The 17,011-nt window shown below is 63.0% G+C and carries 24 protein-coding genes; 9 read left to right on the forward strand and 15 right to left on the reverse strand.

The features are described 5' to 3' along the window. Positions 1–54 precede the first annotated feature (54 nt). The 3 genes from yidD to rpmH form a co-directional block, all read right to left on the reverse strand. Entirely contained in the window at positions 55–264 is a 210-nt protein-coding gene (gene yidD, locus K3146_RS09345) for a membrane protein insertion efficiency factor YidD (protein WP_221546031.1), read from the reverse strand. Beyond that, a complete protein-coding gene (gene rnpA / locus K3146_RS09350; RefSeq protein ID WP_221546032.1) occupies positions 261–644 on the reverse strand; it encodes a ribonuclease P protein component in 384 nt (127 codons plus the stop codon). Before rnpA ends, yidD begins: the two co-directional genes overlap by 4 nt. 277 nt (positions 645–921) lie before the next feature. Beyond that, positions 922–1,056 (reverse strand): 50S ribosomal protein L34, encoded by a 135-nt coding sequence (gene rpmH / locus K3146_RS09355; protein ID WP_090478272.1) that lies wholly within the window; start codon positions 1,054–1,056, stop codon positions 922–924. A 212-nt stretch (positions 1,057–1,268) separates the two neighbouring features. Here rpmH and K3146_RS09360 point away from each other — a divergent pair, with 212 nt between their 5' ends. The 3 genes from K3146_RS09360 (at position 1,269) to K3146_RS09370 (ending at position 4,109) form a co-directional block, all read left to right on the forward strand. After that, positions 1,269–2,777: a YifB family Mg chelatase-like AAA ATPase gene (locus tag K3146_RS09360; protein ID WP_221546033.1), complete on the forward strand. Its 1,509-nt coding sequence runs from the start codon at positions 1,269–1,271 to the stop codon at positions 2,775–2,777. Between the two features lie 70 nt (positions 2,778–2,847). Beyond that, a complete protein-coding gene (locus tag K3146_RS09365) occupies positions 2,848–3,555 on the forward strand; it encodes a helix-turn-helix domain-containing protein (protein WP_221546034.1) in 708 nt (235 codons plus the stop codon). Between the two features lie 101 nt (positions 3,556–3,656). Further along, positions 3,657–4,109, forward strand: coding sequence for a hypothetical protein (locus tag K3146_RS09370; RefSeq protein ID WP_221546035.1), 453 nt, complete (start codon positions 3,657–3,659; stop codon positions 4,107–4,109). A gap of 87 nt (positions 4,110–4,196) precedes the next feature. Here K3146_RS09370 and K3146_RS13470 read toward each other — a convergent pair whose 3' ends face one another. The 3 genes from K3146_RS13470 to K3146_RS09385 all read right to left on the reverse strand — a co-directional run bounded on the left by K3146_RS13470 (position 4,197) and on the right by K3146_RS09385 (position 5,472). Beyond that, positions 4,197–4,547: a hypothetical protein gene (locus K3146_RS13470; protein ID WP_247711185.1), complete on the reverse strand. Its 351-nt coding sequence runs from the start codon at positions 4,545–4,547 to the stop codon at positions 4,197–4,199. Between the two features lie 168 nt (positions 4,548–4,715). Further along, positions 4,716–5,270, reverse strand: coding sequence for a winged helix-turn-helix transcriptional regulator (locus tag K3146_RS09380; RefSeq protein WP_221546036.1), 555 nt, complete (start codon positions 5,268–5,270; stop codon positions 4,716–4,718). Between the two features lie 4 nt (positions 5,271–5,274). Next, positions 5,275–5,472: a hypothetical protein gene (locus tag K3146_RS09385; protein ID WP_221546037.1), complete on the reverse strand. Its 198-nt coding sequence runs from the start codon at positions 5,470–5,472 to the stop codon at positions 5,275–5,277. Here K3146_RS09385 and K3146_RS09390 point away from each other — a divergent pair. After that, positions 5,471–5,812 (forward strand): DUF8200 family protein, encoded by a 342-nt coding sequence (locus tag K3146_RS09390; protein WP_221546038.1) that lies wholly within the window; start codon positions 5,471–5,473, stop codon positions 5,810–5,812. The two genes, K3146_RS09385 and K3146_RS09390, sit on opposite strands and share 2 nt — an antisense overlap. Before the next feature lie 86 nt (positions 5,813–5,898). On the opposite strand, the gene K3146_RS09395 is transcribed toward K3146_RS09390, so the two are convergent. From K3146_RS09395 to galE, 3 genes are all read right to left on the reverse strand, one after another. Next, a complete protein-coding gene (locus tag K3146_RS09395) occupies positions 5,899–6,513 on the reverse strand; it encodes an HAD family hydrolase (protein ID WP_221546039.1) in 615 nt (204 codons plus the stop codon). A gap of 90 nt (positions 6,514–6,603) precedes the next feature. Next, on the reverse strand, positions 6,604–6,729 hold the full coding sequence (gene ykgO, locus K3146_RS09400; protein WP_006833921.1) for a type B 50S ribosomal protein L36: 126 nt from the start codon (positions 6,727–6,729) through the stop codon (positions 6,604–6,606). 90 nt (positions 6,730–6,819) lie between these two features. Then, a complete protein-coding gene (gene galE, locus K3146_RS09405) occupies positions 6,820–7,833 on the reverse strand; it encodes a UDP-glucose 4-epimerase GalE (RefSeq protein ID WP_221546040.1) in 1,014 nt (337 codons plus the stop codon). A 126-nt stretch (positions 7,834–7,959) separates the two neighbouring features. Here galE and K3146_RS09410 point away from each other — a divergent pair, with 126 nt between their 5' ends. Both K3146_RS09410 and K3146_RS09415 read left to right on the forward strand, forming a co-directional pair. Further along, a complete protein-coding gene (locus K3146_RS09410) occupies positions 7,960–8,565 on the forward strand; it encodes a DUF4136 domain-containing protein (RefSeq protein ID WP_221546041.1) in 606 nt (201 codons plus the stop codon). Beyond that, on the forward strand, positions 8,562–9,704 hold the full coding sequence (locus K3146_RS09415) for a M14 family metallopeptidase (RefSeq protein ID WP_221546042.1): 1,143 nt from the start codon (positions 8,562–8,564) through the stop codon (positions 9,702–9,704). The genes K3146_RS09410 and K3146_RS09415 overlap by 4 nt, the downstream gene beginning before the upstream one ends. Before the next feature lie 16 nt (positions 9,705–9,720). Here K3146_RS09415 and K3146_RS09420 read toward each other — a convergent pair whose 3' ends face one another. From K3146_RS09420 to K3146_RS09435, 4 genes are all read right to left on the reverse strand, one after another. Then, positions 9,721–9,894, reverse strand: a complete 174-nt coding sequence (locus K3146_RS09420) for a hypothetical protein (RefSeq protein ID WP_221546043.1) — start codon at positions 9,892–9,894, stop codon at positions 9,721–9,723. Positions 9,895–9,960: 66 nt separating this feature from the next. Beyond that, positions 9,961–10,365 carry a cytidine deaminase gene (locus K3146_RS09425; protein ID WP_221546044.1) on the reverse strand — a complete coding sequence of 135 codons (405 nt, stop codon included), beginning with the start codon at positions 10,363–10,365 and terminating at the stop codon, positions 9,961–9,963. Between the two features lie 9 nt (positions 10,366–10,374). Beyond that, positions 10,375–11,079, reverse strand: coding sequence for a glycoside hydrolase family 25 protein (locus K3146_RS09430; RefSeq protein WP_221546045.1), 705 nt, complete (start codon positions 11,077–11,079; stop codon positions 10,375–10,377). Positions 11,080–11,085: 6 nt separating this feature from the next. Continuing rightward, entirely contained in the window at positions 11,086–11,589 is a 504-nt protein-coding gene (locus K3146_RS09435) for a UPF0262 family protein (protein ID WP_221546046.1), read from the reverse strand. Positions 11,590–11,727: 138 nt separating this feature from the next. On the opposite strand from K3146_RS09435, the gene K3146_RS09440 reads away from it, so the two are divergent. Next, on the forward strand, positions 11,728–13,251 hold the full coding sequence (locus K3146_RS09440; RefSeq protein WP_221546047.1) for a replicative DNA helicase: 1,524 nt from the start codon (positions 11,728–11,730) through the stop codon (positions 13,249–13,251). 3 nt (positions 13,252–13,254) lie between these two features. Here the strand turns inward: K3146_RS09440 and K3146_RS09445 are convergent, their stop codons facing one another. Further along, positions 13,255–14,442: a phospholipase D-like domain-containing protein gene (locus K3146_RS09445; RefSeq protein ID WP_221546048.1), complete on the reverse strand. Its 1,188-nt coding sequence runs from the start codon at positions 14,440–14,442 to the stop codon at positions 13,255–13,257. A 117-nt stretch (positions 14,443–14,559) separates the two neighbouring features. Between K3146_RS09445 and rpoZ the strand changes: the two genes are divergently transcribed. After that, positions 14,560–14,904 (forward strand): DNA-directed RNA polymerase subunit omega, encoded by a 345-nt coding sequence (gene rpoZ / locus K3146_RS09450; RefSeq protein ID WP_221546049.1) that lies wholly within the window; start codon positions 14,560–14,562, stop codon positions 14,902–14,904. Between the two features lie 52 nt (positions 14,905–14,956). Here the strand turns inward: rpoZ and K3146_RS09455 are convergent, their stop codons facing one another. Continuing rightward, positions 14,957–15,775, reverse strand: a complete 819-nt coding sequence (locus tag K3146_RS09455; RefSeq protein WP_247711186.1) for a sterol desaturase family protein — start codon at positions 15,773–15,775, stop codon at positions 14,957–14,959. A gap of 71 nt (positions 15,776–15,846) precedes the next feature. Here K3146_RS09455 and K3146_RS09460 point away from each other — a divergent pair, with 71 nt between their 5' ends. Continuing rightward, the gene (locus K3146_RS09460; RefSeq protein ID WP_221546050.1) at positions 15,847–17,010 is read left to right on the forward strand and encodes a DUF3667 domain-containing protein; all 1,164 of its coding nucleotides are present in this window, start codon (positions 15,847–15,849) and stop codon (positions 17,008–17,010) included. The last annotated feature ends 1 nt before the right edge of the window (position 17,011 follow it).

The following is a 17,011-nucleotide window of genomic DNA, read 5'->3' on the forward strand; positions in this document are numbered from 1 at the left end:
GAATGTCTTCGATCAGGTGGGGATAGTGTATTGCTACGTCAAGACACCGGTCCATCAAGGAACCGGGTCGTGGCCGCAGCCCCCCCAGGGTTGGCAGCGCAATAGCCGCTTCAGGGCCAGCCATCCACCCTTGATTGCGCCGTATTTCTGCAGCGCCTCGATCGCATACTGGCTGCATGACGGCGAGTAGCGGCAAGTGGGCGGCAGGATGCGGCTGGGCCCGAGCTGCCAGGCCTTCGCGATCCAGATGAGCGGGTACTTCATGCCCGCCTCGATCGCTTGTGACGCGGGCGGCGGGCGCGGTCACCTTCGCCGGTAGCAGCGCGAGCCAGTGCGGCGTCCAGTTCTTCGGACAAGGCGGCGAAATCGCGCTCTACCCCGCCCTCGCGGCCGATCAGGATATGGTCGTGATCGGGGAGGCCCGCTTCGGGCAGCGCAGCCCATAGCAGCTCGCGAAACCGCCGTTTCATCCGGTTGCGCACCACGGCATTACCGATCTTCTTCGTGACCGTGATGCCATAGCGCTTGCCCTTGCCCTCGTTCGGGCGCGTCAAAAGCACGAACCCGGGCTTGGCGTTCCGCACACCTCGATTGGCAGCGAGGAAGTCGCTGCGCTTGCGGATGACGGAGAGGCTCGGGTGCATAGATGCCAGATACGCAAAACGGGCCTTTGAGTCTTTGTTTTCCGCACTCGCCTCCGCAAGTGCGAAATCCTCGCTCATGCGACCTGAAGGTCGCGTCGCTGCGGGCGGCCGGTCGGCCTTGCCTCCGCTACGCTCCGGTTGATTGCGCTTATCCATACGGCTTAAACCAGAACGGGCTCCCAGATGGGAGCCCGCAAGGGCGACTGCCCGTCGCGGCCACTGCCGCGAAGCCAAGGCGGACGGATGTCCGCCGCCCGGCGTCTGAGGGTCTAGAAAGTTAAGCGCAGAGGTTCTTGCGGCCGCGATTGCGACGTGCACGGAGAACCTTGCGACCACCCGGGGTGGCCTTGCGCGCGAAGAAACCGTGGCGACGGGCGCGCACGAGGTTCGAGGGCTGGAAAGTCCGCTTCATCGGATGGTCCTTCAAAAAAAACGTTGTTTGCCGGGCGAATCGCTCCGACGAAAAAAGGGCCGCCGCATGGGGCGACCGCTCTCGTGGGGGCGCGATTAGGCAAATTGCCTCGCAAGGTCAAGCCTCAAGCCGCTTTCCGCCATTTCCGTTTCAGTAAGTCTCGACAACATAAGACCTTCTTGTCATGCCGCGAGGCAACAAGGGGGAAATACGTGGTCGCATTGGTCCGGACGGTGGCCTATCTCGGGCTGGAAGCGCGCAGCGTGGAAGTGCAATGCTCGCTCGCGCCGGGACTGCCCAATTTCAACATCGTCGGGCTCGCCGACAAGGCGGTTGGGGAGAGCAAGGAGCGAGTGCGCGCCGCCCTCTCATCCATGGGCCTTGCGCTCCCGCCCAAGCGCATCACGATCAACCTTTCGCCTGCCGACCTGCCGAAGGAAGGCTCGCATTACGACTTGCCGATCGCGCTCGCGGTTCTGGCGGCGATGGGGATCACCGACGCAGAGCAGCTCGAAGACTGGATCGTTGTCGGCGAACTGGCATTGGACGCACGCGTCCAGCCCTCGCCCGGCGTGCTTCTTGCTGCGCTTCACGCGAGCGAGGCGCAGAAGGGACTGATCTGCCCCGCCGCACAAGGATCGGAAGCCAAGTGGGCAAGCGATGTGCCGGTGCTCGCCGCGCCCGACATCACCAGCCTGCTCAACCATCTCAAGGGCACGAGCCAATTGCCCCAGCCCGAACAGGGCGTGGTCGAAGATGCGGGCAAGGCGCCGGACCTCCGCCAAGTCAAGGGGCAGGAAACCGCCAAGCGTGCGCTCGAAATCGCGGCAGCGGGCGGTCACAACCTCTTGATGATCGGGCCACCGGGCGCAGGGAAGTCGCTGCTGGCGAGTTGCCTTCCGGGAATCCTGCCGCCGCTTTCCCCGCCAGAGGCGCTGGAGGTGAGCATGGTGCAATCGGTTGCGGGCCTGCTGGAAGAAGGCCGCATCAGCCGCGCCCGCCCCTTCCGCGCGCCGCATCATTCGGCCAGCATGGCCGCGCTCACAGGAGGCGGACTGAAGGTGAAGCCGGGCGAGGTCAGCCTCGCGCATCTGGGCGTGCTGTTCCTCGACGAGCTGCCCGAATTCCAGCGAGCGGTCCTCGACTCTCTGCGCCAGCCGCTGGAAACCAACACGGTCGATGTCGCACGCGCCAATGCGCATGTGACCTTTCCCGCCAATGTCCAGCTGGTCGCGGCGATGAATCCGTGCCGCTGCGGGCATCTAGGTGACCCTGCGCTCGCCTGCAGCCGCGCCCCCAAATGCGCAGCCGACTACCAGAGCAAGGTGAGCGGGCCGCTGCTCGACCGCATCGACCTGCATGTCGAGGTTGACCCGGTCAGCTCCGCCGACCTTGCACTACCCCCGCCGGCTGAGGGCACGGCAGAGGTCGCCGCGCGAGTAGCCGCGGCGCGCCGGGTACAAACCGCGCGCGCCGAAGCCAGCGGCGCACGCACCAACGCCGAGCTGCAAGGCGACGCGCTGGAGGAATTTGCCGGACCCGACGACAAGGGCCGCGAACTGCTGATGCAGGCAGCGCAGGCGATGCGCCTATCGGCGCGGGCCTACACGAGGATGCTGCGGGTAGCGCGGACAATCGCCGATCTGGCAGGAGCGGAGAAGGTCGGACGAATCCATGTAGCCGAAGCCCTGAGCTATCGCAGACAACCGCCTCGTGCTTGACAGCCGCCTGCGGCGACCGGATTGCACCAGGATGCGAGAACCCAACACGACCTGTCCGAGGTGGCGCTAGATGAAGTGGGAAGGCGAGGCCATTTTCGGCCCCTCCATGATCGTCTTCACGGGTATGTCCGCAACCAATGTCGCCCATGCGATGCCTGTCACCGTGCTGGCCATCGGTCACGAACCTTCGACCGTGATCCTTGATCGAGATGGGCGCGAAGTTGGCGGAGCGGTTTGCATGGTGCGGCCCATGACACCGCACATTGTCGCACCCGACCGAAAGCTGACCATCGCTTTCCTCAGCCCTGGACACTGGTCGCTCGCCGGTGCGCCGACTGAAAGTGGCGGAAGTGGTTTTACTGCGATCGAACCCGAGCCGTTCCGAACTATACCCGACATGGATCTGGCTAGCGCGCATGAATTGCTCAGCAATGCTCTTGAGCCCAGAAAAGTCGAAAAGGATGCGCGGCTGGACGCTGCCATCCGGTTGCTCGCCGAGGCGCCGGGCACGCTCACGATCCGGGAAGTTGCCGGTCGCGTCGGCCTGTCACCGGCCCGAATGCGCGCCATAGCCAAGCGCGATCTCGGCATCTCCTTGTCGCAATGGCTGCTCTGGAAGAAGCTGGAGCAGGCATCGCAAAGCGTTGCAGACGGCGACGGTCTGGCCCAGTCCGCCACCTCAGGTGGGTTCTTCGACCAGGCACATTTCACGAACGCCATGCGGCGGCTTCTAGGGGCCGCACCCTCGGAGATTGCTCCGGTACGTAACGCAAGCTAGCGCGCGAGCCTTCGCTTCCCTCACGCAAGCGCTTCTTACAAGACGCCGGGTGCCGCTTCACGCATTGCTCCCACCAAGATCAGGCTGGGAGGAATTCTGAAGTGTTCGAACCGATTGATGCGGCGACGGCGGCGCGATGGTTGCTGTTCAGCGGTGCGGCCGCAATCCTGTGGTCATCGGTGCTGGGCCTGTTCATGATGATCCCGCATTTGCGAAATGCCGCACTGACGAAAGCCACGCGTGGGGTGAACTTCCGACAGTTGCTCTCGGCGCATCTCGACTGGATCATGCTCGCCTTCATGCAGGCTCTGGCTGCGGGGCTTCTATTCGCCTTCGACCTGGCCATTACGCTTTGGGTTGTCGCCGCTCTTATTTTTGGTGGATGGATGAACGCCGTGCCCTATTTCCTGCGCGCTTTCGGGATCAACGCTTTCGTCTTCGCCGGGGGCGTGGTCCAGCGCACGGCTGCAGGCCTGGGGGCTATTTCGGTTGCCGCCGTGATCGCCGGGTGGTCGGTACTCGTCTGGTCCGCCGCCAAGCTCATGTTCGGCTAGGGCGGAAGCGGTTTTCGTTGGCTGAGTGCAAAAAAGCCGCCCCGTTTCCGGAGCGGCCTTTCAAATTCCCAAGCTTGGAGCTCGGCCTCAGTCTTCCTCGCTCATGTCGAGGTTCAATTTGACCGTTTCATGCTCGTGGTCGCCTTCGAACTTGGCGAGGAAATCGGCGATCGGCATGGCCTGATTGGGCACTTCCTGCGCTGAGGCGGAGGGCGCGGGCGCTGCATTGCCGGCAGCTGGCGTGGTCTTCACGTGCAGGTAGGGAACCCAGACTTCGCCGTAATCGGCCTGCTGGTACCACACGTCGAGCACGTCGTAGCTCGCCCAGGTGCCGTCCGGCTCCTTCAGGCGCAGGCCCTCGCCAATGCGCGGCACGCTGACCGACTTGATGCGGAATTGCGTCTGGTGCGTCTCGTTCTGGACTTCGATTTCGATCACGATTTTTTCCGGCTCAAAGGGGCATGCGCCCCGATTCACAGGCGTTTATGTCACAAAGGTGTTGCGATGGTTTTAACGATGACGTCACAGCGTCAGCGCCGGAATTGACGTCACTTTTGCAGGGGATCGTTAACTATTCGGCGGCGGCCGACATCGCCCCTGGTGAGGTCAGGCCGCGTCGCGCGCCTTGCGCAGAGCCTCGAGGTCCACGACAGAACCGTTGGTGAGCGCTTCGCCCGCAGTTGCGCGGGTGCCATCGGCGCGTACACCCAGATTTGCGCGTTCGACCAGATGCAGATCCTGCGGTCCGAGAATGCGGCCATCGTGGCTGAGGATAGAGGTCGGCCCGATCGGCAGGCGATCGCGCTCGTCGACGAGGACGGGATTCTCAATCACCTCGGCACCGTATTTCTGGCCCCACTGGCGCAGCGCGACCATGGCGGGGAGCAGGTCGAACCCCTTTTCGGTAAGCCGATATTCGATCTTACGCCGATCGTCCGGGCACGGGTCGCGCCGCAGGATGCCGTGCTCGACCAGCTTGGCGAGACGATTCGACAGGATATTGCGCGCAATGCCCAGCTCGCTGAGGAACTCCTCGAAGTGGTGGAGCCCGTTGAAGCTGGCGCGCAGGATCATGAAGCTCCAGCGTTCGCCCATGACTTCAAGTGCCTGCGGCAGGCCGCATTCGGTAAGCTCGCGCAAAGGTTCGCGGATATCGCCCATAAATTCAGTCCTCTTCCAGCAACCTATCTAGCGCGGTTTGCCCGCAAGCCAAAGGCCCTGTGAAAAAAATGGCAAAAAAGGGTTGCATCAAGAAACCTATATAAGTAGGTAGCGATTCGCAACCAGTTGCAATCAGAAACTCAAATTGCAGTTTTGGCAAGTGGTGTTGTAAAATTTGCATCAACCGAAAGGTACGAGTCATGACCCTCTCCAACTCCCCCTCGACCAAGCTCGGCGTACTCGGCGCTGCCGTCCTCTACACCGTCGCCGGTTTCGGCACGCTTGTGGCCCCCACCGCTGCCGAAGCGCGCGACAACGCTCCCTACTACCGCGCCGAGCTGACCCAGCCGGCTGCCGAACGCATCGTGGTTGCCAGCGGCGTCGCCTGGACCTGCGAAGGAACGACCTGCGTCGCCGCCAAGGGCACCTCGCGCCCGCTGCGCGTTTGCCGCGGCCTGCAGCGCGATCTCGGCGAAATCGCCAGCTTCACCACCAAGGGTGAAGCGCTCGAAGCGAAGAAGCTGGCAAAGTGCAACGGCTAAGCCGCTGACGACCCTATCCCCCACCCCCTCTCCATCAGGGTGGACCTCCAAGGCCCCGGCGTGTCCCGCCGGGGCTTTTTTGCGCGTTAGATGAGGCCTCGCGAGGCGAGATCGCTTTCGAGCGAAGCGGCATGGGTGAAGTGATGCACCTGCCAGCCGCAGCTGACCGCCGATTCGATGTTGTCGGCATTGTCGTCGATGAAGAGCATCCGTGAGGGCTCGTGGCCGAAACGCTCCGCTGCGAGCGTGAAAATCGCCGGATCGGGTTTTGCGAGGCGCTCGGTACCCGAGACCACGATATCGCGGAACCGGTCGAAGATCGGCTCGCGTGGGCGGAACTCCTGCCAGAAATCATGCGCGAAATTGGTTATCGCGAAGAGTGGTACGCCGCGCGCATCGAGGCGTTCGACCAGATCATGGCTGCCGACGACCGGGCCGGGAATGGTCTCCCTGAACCGGGTCGCATAAGCGCGGATCTCCGGCTCGAAATCGGGGTAGAGGGCAAGCCGCTCGGCCAGCAGCTGATCGAGCGGCCTCCCGGCATCGTGCAGCTTGTGCCATTCCTCGCTGATAACCTCATCGACGACCCTGGTCAGACGCGCGGGATCGTCGGTCAGCTTCTCGAACAGCAGCCGCATCTCCCATTGATAGAGCACGCGGCCGACATCGAAGACAACGGCATCCACCCGGTTTTCGCTCATCGCCTGCCCCCAAATGCGAACGGCCCGCACTCCTTGCGGAGCCGGGCCGGTCGGTAGACATGCGCGGAACTGCTTCCGCGCAGCCGAAGCTTAGCCCTGGCGGGCCTTGAAGCGACGGTTGGTCTTGTTGATGACGTAAGTGCGGCCGCGACGACGGATCACGCGGCAATCGCGGTGACGGCTCTTGAGCGACTTGAGGCTGTTGCGGATCTTCATCGTATCTCTCTGGTAAAATAAATACGCGCCGGAAGTAGGGTCCGGCGCGCCGAATTCAAGCGCGCCCGTTAGCGGCGAGGGTGATTCTGGTCAAGCATTTCCCCGCATTTCGCCGAGTTTACGTTCCCATTGGAGCGCGTGGCGGATGATCTCGTCGAGATCGGCATGCTTGGGCTCCCATGGGAGGGTCGCACGAATACGGCTCGGATCCGAGACAAGTTCGCCCGCATCGCCTGCGCGGCGAGGTTCGATCCGGCGCTGGATATCAGCGTTGGTCACGCGGTCGACCGCGTCGAGCACTTCCATCACGGAGAAGCCCCGACCGTAGCCGCAGTTCATCGTCAACGATCGTTTCGGCTCTTCGATCAGCGCCTCGAGCGCGAGGACATGTGCGCTCGCGAGGTCGCTCACGTGGATGTAGTCCCGAACCCCCGTGCCATCGGGCGTGTCGTAGTCGGTGCCGTAGACGGACACGCCGTCGCGCTTGCCGGTAGCCGCCTCGCAGGCAACCTTGATCAGATGCGTCGCGCCCGCGGTCGACTGGCCGGTGCGCGCCTGCGGATCGGCCCCCGCGACGTTGAAATATCGCAGCGCGCAATAGTTCATCGGATGTGCGAAGGCCGTGTCGGCCAGCATTTGCTCGGTCATCAGCTTCGACCAGCCATAGGGGTTTATCGGCACCTTGGGCGTCTCTTCCGTGACGGGCGAGACATCGGGCGTGCCGTAGGTTGCGGCGGTGGAGGAGAAGATGAAATGCTCGACCCCGCCCTTTACCGCAGCCTCGATCAGTGTGCGGCTCTTCACCGTGTTGTTTTCGTAATATTTGAGCGGGTTCTCGACCGATTCCGGGACCACGATCGATCCGGCGAAATGCATGATCGCCTTGATGCCCTGCTCGGCAAAGATACGCGCCAGCAGCTCGGCATCGGCAATATCGCCTTCGTAGAGCGGCACGTCGTCGGGCACGGCGAAGGTAAAGCCGGTCGACAGATTGTCGATCACCGCCACCGGCCAGCCGGCATCCTTCAGCGCGAGCACCGCGTGACTGCCGATATACCCTGCGCCCCCGGTGACCAGCACCGGCACTTTCCCGATATTATTCATGGCTCGCGCAAGTAGCATACGATTTGGTAAGGGCAATCGCTTAGGGACCGCCGGCCGGTCGGCGGAGCCTTGTCGCTATACACGCGTTCGAACCAAGTACACCGCAGCCGCACGAAAGGTCGCCCCATGAAGTATCCCGCAGCCATTACCACCAGCCTCGCCGCACTTTCACTGGCCGCCTGCGCCACCGCGCCGAGTCCGGTCGAGGTCACCCGCTTCCTTGCACCCGAGAGTGTGGAGCGCCTGGGCCAGGGCGCAATCTTCATCGAGAGCGCGCCGGGCGAAGATACCGACAGCCTTGCGATGGCCCCCTACAAGGCCGCCGTCGCCGAAGAATTGCGCCGCCTCGGCTACACCGAAAGCGAGCGCGCATCGGCCGCGCAAATCGCGACCGTGTCGATCGAACGCTACGTGCTGACCGCGGAAGGGCGCCGTTCGCCGGTCAGTGTTGGCGTAGGCGGGCGTACCGGAAGCTATGGATCCGGTATCGGCCTTGGCGTCGGCATCAACCTAGGCGGCGGGCAGCGTGACCAGATCGGCACGCAGCTGGCCGTGACCCTGCGCGATGCACAGACTTCGCAGTCTCTGTGGGAAGGCCGCGCCGACTTCCGTGTGAAAGATAATTCTCCCCTTGCGCAATCAACCGCCAACGCGCAGACGGTGGCCGCCGCGCTATTCAGCGATTTTCCCGGCAATAATGGCGAGACAATAGAAGTAGAGGTTTCCGAGTGAGCGATATCCGGATCGATTCCGCTTTCGACAGCGGCAATATCGAAGTCCTTTCCGTTGACGGCGCCAGTGCGCGCCTCGCCATTCCGCTGGATACGAACAGCGAATTCAAGCAGTGGTTCCACTTCCGCGTGGCCGGCGCCAAGGGGCGCGAGCTGGTGCTCAAGATCACCCAGCTTTCCGACAGCGCCTATCCCGATGGCTGGCCCGATTACACCGCCTGCGTGTCGGAAGATCGCGACTATTGGGGCCGTGCCAACGACACGAGTTATGACAAGGATGAGGAAGGCGGCACGCTGACCATCCGCTATACGCCGGCCAGCGACATCGCCTGGTTCGCCTATTTCGCGCCCTATTCGATGGAGCGCCACCACGATCTCGTCGCCGAAGCGGCAGCCTCGGAAGGTGTCGACCACGTTGCACTCGGCAACACGCTCGACGGTCAGCCGATCGACTGCCTCGAAATGGGTGAGGGCAGCTTCAATGTCTGGCTCTACGCCCGCCAGCATCCGGGCGAAACGCAGGCCGAATGGTGGATGGAAGGCGCGCTGGAGGTGCTGACCGATCCCGCCGACAGTGTCGGCCGCAAGCTGCGCCAGAAATGCCGCCTGCATATCGTGCCCAATTGCAACCCCGACGGCTCGAAGCGCGGGAACCTGCGCGTCAATGCGGCCGGAGCCAACCTCAACCGCGAATGGGAAAACCCGACGGCCGAGCGCAGCCCGGAAGTGCTCGCCATTCGCAACCACATGGACAAGACCGGCGTGGATTTCGCGATGGATGTCCATGGCGACGAAGCGATCCCTGTCAGCTTCCTCGCGGGATACGAAGGCATCCCCAGCTGGACCGACGAGCATGGCGAGCGCTATTACAGCTACGAGCGCATCCTCGACCGCCGCACCCCCGATTTCCAGACCGAGCAGGGCTATACCAAGGCTGCGCCGGGCAAGGCCAATCTCACCATGAGCACCACGCAGGTCGCCGAACGCTTCGGCGCCACTTCGATGACGCTCGAGATGCCGTACAAGGACAACAAGGCCGATCCCGAGCCCGAACAGGGCTGGTCACCCGAACGCTGCAAGATGCTGGCGCGCGACTGCCTTGCGGCACTCGTTGAATGGATGGACGAGCAGGGGATCTGATCCCCTGCCCTTCTGCTCAACCTTCGAGCAGCTTCTGCGCGACGCTTTCGGGCGTACCGGTCACCAGCAGGGGCTGGCTCCCGACCATGCCGACCAGCGTCTGGCCGTTCTCGCCGACACGAAGATAAGCAACGTTGCTGGCGACGACCATGTAGTTGCCGCCGCGCGATTCAAGTAGCACGAACTTCATTTGGGCTCACTCCTGGCGCACCATGCGCTGCGCCTGCCGAACTAGCCCGATTTCATGAAGAAACGCTTAGTCGAGGCTCGCAGGGCCGAACGCATCGGGCAGCAGTTCGCTGAGCTTCACTCGGCGGATTTCGTTGGGGCCCACGCACAGGATCAGCGGGTCCGTTCCTCCAAGCTGCGCCAGTTCGTTCAGCACTTGTCGGCAGCGTCCGCAGGGAGTGATCGGGGCTTCGCCCGGCCCTGTCACCGCAACCGCTTCCAGCCCGCCGCGAATGCCGCCGGCCATGGCCTTGGAAACCGCCACAGTCTCCGCACACAGCGCGAGGCCGTAGCTAGCGTTCTCGATATTGGTGCCCGTCACCACGCTGCCATCGGCAAAGCGCAGGGCGCTGCCGACAGCAAAGTTCGAGTAGGGAGAATAGGAGTTCTCGGCTGCCTTGCGGGCTGCGGCGATCAGGTCGTCATCATTCATCAGGCGCTCCTAGGGACGCACGACCAGCCAGCGCAAGGGCTGTTCGGCTGCATCGCTGGCATAGGCCGAGTTGGCGGTCCACACGGTCCAGGGACGGCCGCCATAATCGGGTTCGGTCATGTCGCCATCGAGCCATAGCGCGCGCTCTAGCCGGCGCGCAGGACGATAGCGTGTCTCGAACTCCTCGTTCGGCGCGAGTACGACCGGCGCTTCGGTATGGGCTTCGATCTGGTTGACCAGCGTGAGCAGCTCGCTCTGGACAGCGGCGTCCGAAACTCGCTCGAAACATTCATCGGTGGTCCGGGTGAGGCGGATTGCAGGCGGCAGCAAATCGGCATCGCGCGGAACGATGGTGACGTAATTCGCCGATTGACCGTCGGCAGTTTCGCAAGGGTCGAACAGGTGAACGGCGCCGACCTGCAATCCGGCCTCCCGGGCGCTGGCGAGATTGCGACTGAAATTGGCATCCTTCCCATCTGCGCCCCGGCTCGCCTCGAGATACACGAACTCTGCGCCGAGCCCCTTGAGGACAGCGAAATTCACGGCACCGTCGGTTTCTCCGACCAAGGCACCCTGGTCGGGATAGGCATCCTCGTCGGGTCGCCACCCGCTGCGTTCGTGATCGAGATAGAGCCAGTAGCCTGCCCCCGCCAATGCGGCGACCAAGGCCAGCTTGAGGACCAGCCCGAGGCGTCCCTTCCTGCGCTTCGCCATCGCCGGTCAGCCCTTGATGTGCAGGACACAGATGAGCGTGAACAGGCGGCGTGCGGTGGCGAAATCGGTTTCGACCTTGCCTTCCAGTCGTTCCAGCAGAAGCTCGGCAGCACGGTTGTGGATGCCGCGCCGCGCCATGTCGATCGTCTCGATCTCGCCCGGCGTCGCCTTGCGGATCGCCTGGTAATAGCTGTCGCAGATCGCGAAATATTCGCGGATCGGGCGGCGGAAGCGGGCAAGGCCGAGCAGCAGTTCCTCGACCAGCTGGTCCTCGCTATCCGCAATCGTCAGCAGTAGGCGACCGTCACGCACCGCGAGCCGCAGGTGATAGGGCCCGGTAGCCCCACGTTCGACAGCGCGCAGCGGTTTGAATGTATTGTCTTCGATCAGGTCGAAGATCGCGATCCGGCGTTCCTGTTCGATATCCGCATTGCGCCAGATGATCGTCTCCTCGTCGAGGTCGATCTTGGCAATGCGCTGGTCGCCGGAAGAGCTTGCGGATTCGGACATGTGTTCGCGCCGCTTTCGCAACTGCCGGGGCTTGGGGCAAGGGGTTGCGAAACAATCCACGCTATCCACAAGCCACCGCGACAAATCGGCACGGCCAATCGCTTGTCGTGAGAGTCCGTGACCGCCATGGTGCCGCGCATGGCCGACACCGATCTCCTCTTCCCCGCGACTGATTCGACCCCTGCACAGGAAAAGCAGGGCACGGCACTGCCGAGCAATGTCGAGGCGGAGGCGGCTTTCCTGGGCGCGGTACTGATCGACAACCAGGTCGTTCAGGAGCTCAACACCCCGCTCCAGCCGCATCACTTCTTCGAACCCGTGCACCAGCGCATCTACGAACGCATCCACAAGCTGATCGACCGCAACTCGGTCGCCACGCCGGTGACGCTGAAGCCCTATTTCGAGAGCGACGAAGCGCTCAAGCAGCTGGGCGGAGTGACCTATCTCGCGCAACTGACCGCCGATGGTCAGGGCCTGCTCGCGACCGGCAAGCTGGCCGAGCAGATCTACGACCTTGCCCTGCTGCGCGAACTCGTCAGCGTGGGGCGCAATCTGGTCGAGGGAGCGCTCGACACCTCCGAAGAAGTCGCGCCGATGGACCGGATCAGCCAGGCCGAAGCCGATCTCTACAAGGTTGCAGAAGGCGCGACCACGGGCAGCGAAGCGCAGGATTTTCGCACGGCAGCGCTCGGTGCGCTCAAGATGGTCGAGGCCGCGATCAATTCGGGCGGCAAGTTCTCAGGGAAAACGACCGGCCTCGAAACAATCAACGACAAGACCAGCGGCCTGCACAATTCGGACCTCGTGATCCTCGCGGGCCGCCCGGGTATGGGCAAGACCTCGCTCGCCACCAATATCGCCTTCAATGCCGCGCGCCGGCTGATGGACGACGAGAAGATCGGCATCGACAAGAGCGAAAGCCCCGGTGCGGCGACCGCATTCTTCAGCCTCGAAATGAGCGCCGACCAGCTGGCCACGCGTATCCTCGCAGAAACCGCCGAGATCTCGTCGGAGAAGCTGCGCTCGGGCCGGCTGAGCAAGGAAGAATTTCAGCGGCTGTCCTACGCCAGCCAGGAATTGAACGAGCTTCCGCTCTATATCGACGACACGCCCGGCCTCACTATCGGCGCGCTGCGTACCCGCGCGCGTCGATTAAAGCGCCGCCACGATATCGGCCTTGTGATCGTCGACTATCTCCAGCTGCTGCAAGGCTCGGGCCGCGCGAACGACAACCGCGTGAACGAGATTTCGGAAATCAGCCGCGGGTTGAAGACACTCGCCAAGGAATTGCACGTGCCGGTCATTGCGCTCTCACAGCTCAGCCGTGCGGTGGAACAGCGTGAAGACAAGCGCCCGCAGCTTTCGGACCTGCGCGAATCCGGCTCGATCGAGCAGGACGCGGACATGGTCTGGTTCATCTATCGCGGCGAATATTACCACAATGCGCTGAAGCCCGACACGCCCGACGAGACCAGCAGCGAGGACGTGCGCCAGAAATATGCCGACTGGGAAGCGCGCCATCTCGAACTGGTCAACCGCGCCACGCTCATCGTGGCCAAGCAACGTCACGGTTCGACCGGCAACGTCCCGCTGCTGTTCCAGAGCGAGTTCACGAAGTTCACTTCGCCGGAGATGCGCGGCGGCTACGAGGACTACGAATAGGGCCTAGAAGCCCAGGTTCGTCCTTCGGGCCACGGTGTAATCGATCACTGAGACCAGCACCCAACCCATGGTCCAGCGGATGCGGTTCCACAGCGTTGCGCGCCGCTTGTGTTTTTCCATCGTGATGGCTTCGGACGCCGCGATATGCGTGGAGACGAACTCGCGCATGCGGTCGGCAAGTGCCTTATCCTCTATCCGCAACATGATCTCGAGGTTGAGGTAGAGGCTGCGCATGTCGAAATTGGCGCTGCCGACATAGACCGCATCGTCGAGCACGAGCAGCTTGGTGTGGAGCTTGCACGGGCTGAATTCCCAGATCTTCGCGCCGCGCTTCAGCAAGTAGTTGTAGAGCGAGCGGGTCGCGCCGATCGTCGCGCCATTATCGCTCTTGGCCGCCATCAGCAGGCGCGTCTGCCCCTTCTTCGCCACTCGTGCGATGCGTTTCAGCAGCGTATAGGGCGGCGAGAAATAGGCCATGAAGATATCGAGCTTCTCGCCTTCCTTCAGGTCCTGCGTGACGCAGCGTGCCCAGGTCGACAGCCCGCGCGTCGGCCCGCCCACCAGCCAGCGCGCGTGGCCCTCCCTGGAGGTCCAGCTCCAATCTCCGACGGCTTTCTTGATCGCCTTGAAATGCGCCTCGTCGTCATCGGTCCAGTCGCGCAGGCGCGCGAACCAGTCGGTGAGGCCCTGCACGGCATCGCCTTCGATCCGTATGCCGATATCGTTCCAGCCGTTGCGTTCGGGCGGAGCGAAATAGTCGTCCTCGATATTGAATCCGCCGAACATTGCGCGGGCATTGTCGGCGATCACCATCTTCTGGTGATTGCGGATGAGGTAGCGCATCGACCAGCGCGGGCTGAAAAAGAGGTAGCGCCCGCCCGCATCGACCAGCGGTTCAAGAAACTTGTCGCTTGCCGAGGCGCCGAACCGGTCGATGATGAGGGTAACATCGACACCGCGGAGGGCCGCATCGACAAGCGCGTCGCGAAGTTCAGTCGAGACTTCGTCCTCGGCGAAAATGTAGAAGCAGACGTCGAGAGTTCTGGTCGCCGATCGCACCAGTTCCATCAGCGCTCTACGCCGGTCTTCGCCCGCTGGATAGAAGGTCAGCGACTGGCCCTGCGCGCTCGCTTCGAACGGCGGCGGATCGCGAAATGCGACCTTGGTGGTTTGAGTGGCTGGCTCTCCCATGCCCCCGTGCTTTAGCGGCCCGTGCGCAGGGCGCAAATCCTTGACTATCGCGCCTCTCATGCCTATCTGCCCCGCTTCTTCCGAGATTCTCGAACTCACTACTTACCGGAGTGCCCCATGGCGCGCGTTACCGTCGAAGATTGCGTAGACAAGGTTCCCAACCGTTTTGACCTCGTGCTGCTGGCTGCCCAGCGCGCACGTGAAATCTCGGGCGGTGCGGAAATCACCCTCGATCGCGATCGCGACAAGAACCCGGTCGTCGCCCTGCGCGAAATCGCCGAGCAGACGGTCAAGCCCAAGGACCTCCAGGAAGCCGCCGTCACAAACCTGCAGAAGATCCTGCCCGATGACGACGACGAGATGGATGAAGTCGGCTCGCTCAGCCAGTCGGCCGAAGCGCTACGGATCACCGCATCTGCACCGACCCGTTCGACCTCGATCGGGGCCGATTACGAAGGCTGATCCTTCGCATCGCGAAACCAATTGAAGACCCGCCCCTCACCGGGCGGGTTTTTCATTTGCGAAACGGAAGCATCAGGCTCCAGCCGAGACCATGCGGTCGGCGGTCCTGATATTCTTCCAGTCCGATGGTGAGTTCGTCGTGCGGGCTGGCGACATAGGTCCCGAACAGGCGATCCCAGCCCGATAGCAAGGTCCCGTAGTTGCTGTTTGTCTCGCGCTCCCTCGCGGAGTGGTGCACGCGGTGCATGTCGGGCGTCACCAGCAGCGCGCGCACCGGATGCTCAGCCCTTGGCGGTAGTGCGAAGTTGGAATGGGTGAAAAGCGTGGCGAGATTGAATATCGCCTCGAACAGGAAAACGCCCCAGACCGGCAGGCCAAGCGCGACGACGACCGCCATCTTGTAGACCATGCTCAGCACGATCTCGATGGGATGGAAACGCGCAGCGGTCGTCACATCGAAGGCCGGGTCCGAATGGTGGACTTTGTGCAGCCGCCAGAGCAGCGGCACGCGGTGCGTTGCCCAATGCTGGAAATACAAAGCCAGGTCGAGCGCGAGGATTGCGATGGCTATTGCCAGCCACTCGGGCAGCTCCACGAGGTTCAGCAGTCCCCAACCGCGCTCACTCGCAAGCCCTGCCGCGCCGACCATCAGCAGCGGCACGATCAGGCGGACGGCCAGTGTGTCGATAGCGAACAGCGCAAGGTTGGTGACCCAGCGGCGACCGCGCGGAGCCTGACGGGCGGGCGCGGCCAGTTCGATGAACGCAAACAGCACGAAGACTCCGGCCATGGCCGCGAATGCGCCCAGTTCTGCCGACTTGCCGATAGCGTCCATGCCGCAGCATGTCGCAAGAGCCACGAGATTGTTCAAGACGGCAGGCGTCGATTGGCCTTCGCCGCGCATCTGCCTATAATCGACAGCGAACACACAAGGGGGTTTGGGTGAGCGATTTCGGCGAGGCAATCGGGACGGCAGTCGAAGGCGGTCTGCTGGCGAAGGCGGTCGATGGCGACGGCAAGGGCGATACGCCGCTCGAGAAGGGCCACTTCGCCGAGGGCACCTGCCTCAACTGCGGGACCGAACTGATCGGATCGCACTGCCATAATTGCGGCCAGAAGGCGCACCTCCACCGCACCATCGGTGCCTTCATGCACGACCTTCTGCATGGCGCCCTCCATTTCGAGGGACGCACCTGGAAGACGCTGCCCATGCTGTTCTTCAAGCCTGGCCAGCTAACCCGCCGCTATATCGAGGGCGAGCGCGCGCGTTTCGTCTCACCCATGGCGCTGTTCCTCTTCTTCATCTTCCTGATGTTCGCGGTGTTCCAGTTTGCCGGTATCAGTGCGCCGACCGATATTCGCGGCGACAACGGCGAAGCGTTGGCCGAACTCGCCGCGACCGAATTCGAGCGGGTCGAAAACCGCCTGGCGGAAGTCGATGCACAACTGGCCGATCCCGACCTTTCGGATGAGGAGCGGGCCACACTCGAGCGACAGCAGCGGGAACTGGCCGACCAGGTGGCCGCCATCCGGCAGGCGCGGGAGAACGTGCCCTTCCTCCAAGGGGCCGATGCAGCGGGCGACGGCTCAAGGCCGGTCGAGACCGACGCCGATGGCGACACGGTCATACCGCTGACCGACAGCGATGGTGCGACGATGAGGATGAAGGCCTCGGGCATCGAGTGGATCGATGGCGGAATCGAGAAGTGGCGCACGAACCCCGGCCTCATGCTCTACAAGCTGCAGACCAATTTCTACAAATTCAGCTGGCTGCTGATCCCCTTGTCGATCCCCTTTGTGTGGTTGCTGTTCGCCTGGAAGCGGCGGTTCAAGGCATACGATCACGCGATCTTCGTGACGTACTCGCTCAGCTTCATGACCCTGTTGATCCTGGGGCTGGTGCTGGCAGGAATGGCCGGGCTGCATGAGATATTCATCGTCTTTGGTACCCTGCTGATTCCGCCGATACACCTCTACAAGCACCTGCGCGGCGCCTATGGCCTTTCGCGCTTCTCGGCGATCTGGCGCCTGGTCCTGATGCTGCTCTTCATCGCCATCGTGCTGGTGCTGTTCCTCCAGCTGCTGCTGGTGATCGGCGTCTTCTGAC

Source organism: Qipengyuania vesicularis (genome assembly GCF_019711415.1).
Lineage (GTDB): Bacteria > Pseudomonadota > Alphaproteobacteria > Sphingomonadales > Sphingomonadaceae > Qipengyuania > Qipengyuania vesicularis.

What these genes read in the sequence shown, in the direction of transcription:
- yidD (WP_221546031.1), bottom strand. Translation starts at nt 264, where the DNA reads ATGAAGTACCCGCTCATCTGGATCGCGAAGGCCTGGCAGCTCGGGCCC.
- rnpA (WP_221546032.1), bottom strand. Translation starts at nt 644, where the DNA reads ATGCACCCGAGCCTCTCCGTCATCCGCAAGCGCAGCGACTTCCTCGCT.
- rpmH (WP_090478272.1), bottom strand. Translation starts at nt 1,056, where the DNA reads ATGAAGCGGACTTTCCAGCCCTCGAACCTCGTGCGCGCCCGTCGCCAC.
- K3146_RS09365 (WP_221546034.1), top strand. Translation starts at nt 2,848, where the DNA reads ATGAAGTGGGAAGGCGAGGCCATTTTCGGCCCCTCCATGATCGTCTTC.
- K3146_RS09380 (WP_221546036.1), bottom strand. Translation starts at nt 5,270, where the DNA reads ATGGGCGATATCCGCGAACCTTTGCGCGAGCTTACCGAATGCGGCCTG.
- K3146_RS09390 (WP_221546038.1), top strand. Translation starts at nt 5,471, where the DNA reads ATGACCCTCTCCAACTCCCCCTCGACCAAGCTCGGCGTACTCGGCGCT.
- K3146_RS09385 (WP_221546037.1), bottom strand. Translation starts at nt 5,472, where the DNA reads ATGACTCGTACCTTTCGGTTGATGCAAATTTTACAACACCACTTGCCA.
- K3146_RS09395 (WP_221546039.1), bottom strand. Translation starts at nt 6,513, where the DNA reads ATGAGCGAAAACCGGGTGGATGCCGTTGTCTTCGATGTCGGCCGCGTG.
- ykgO (WP_006833921.1), bottom strand. Translation starts at nt 6,729, where the DNA reads ATGAAGATCCGCAACAGCCTCAAGTCGCTCAAGAGCCGTCACCGCGAT.
- galE (WP_221546040.1), bottom strand. Translation starts at nt 7,833, where the DNA reads ATGAATAATATCGGGAAAGTGCCGGTGCTGGTCACCGGGGGCGCAGGG.
- K3146_RS09410 (WP_221546041.1), top strand. Translation starts at nt 7,960, where the DNA reads ATGAAGTATCCCGCAGCCATTACCACCAGCCTCGCCGCACTTTCACTG.
- K3146_RS09420 (WP_221546043.1), bottom strand. Translation starts at nt 9,894, where the DNA reads ATGAAGTTCGTGCTACTTGAATCGCGCGGCGGCAACTACATGGTCGTC.
- K3146_RS09425 (WP_221546044.1), bottom strand. Translation starts at nt 10,365, where the DNA reads ATGAATGATGACGACCTGATCGCCGCAGCCCGCAAGGCAGCCGAGAAC.
- K3146_RS09430 (WP_221546045.1), bottom strand. Translation starts at nt 11,079, where the DNA reads ATGGCGAAGCGCAGGAAGGGACGCCTCGGGCTGGTCCTCAAGCTGGCC.
- K3146_RS09435 (WP_221546046.1), bottom strand. Translation starts at nt 11,589, where the DNA reads ATGTCCGAATCCGCAAGCTCTTCCGGCGACCAGCGCATTGCCAAGATC.
- K3146_RS09440 (WP_221546047.1), top strand. Translation starts at nt 11,728, where the DNA reads ATGGCCGACACCGATCTCCTCTTCCCCGCGACTGATTCGACCCCTGCA.
- K3146_RS09445 (WP_221546048.1), bottom strand. Translation starts at nt 14,442, where the DNA reads ATGGGAGAGCCAGCCACTCAAACCACCAAGGTCGCATTTCGCGATCCG.
- rpoZ (WP_221546049.1), top strand. Translation starts at nt 14,560, where the DNA reads ATGGCGCGCGTTACCGTCGAAGATTGCGTAGACAAGGTTCCCAACCGT.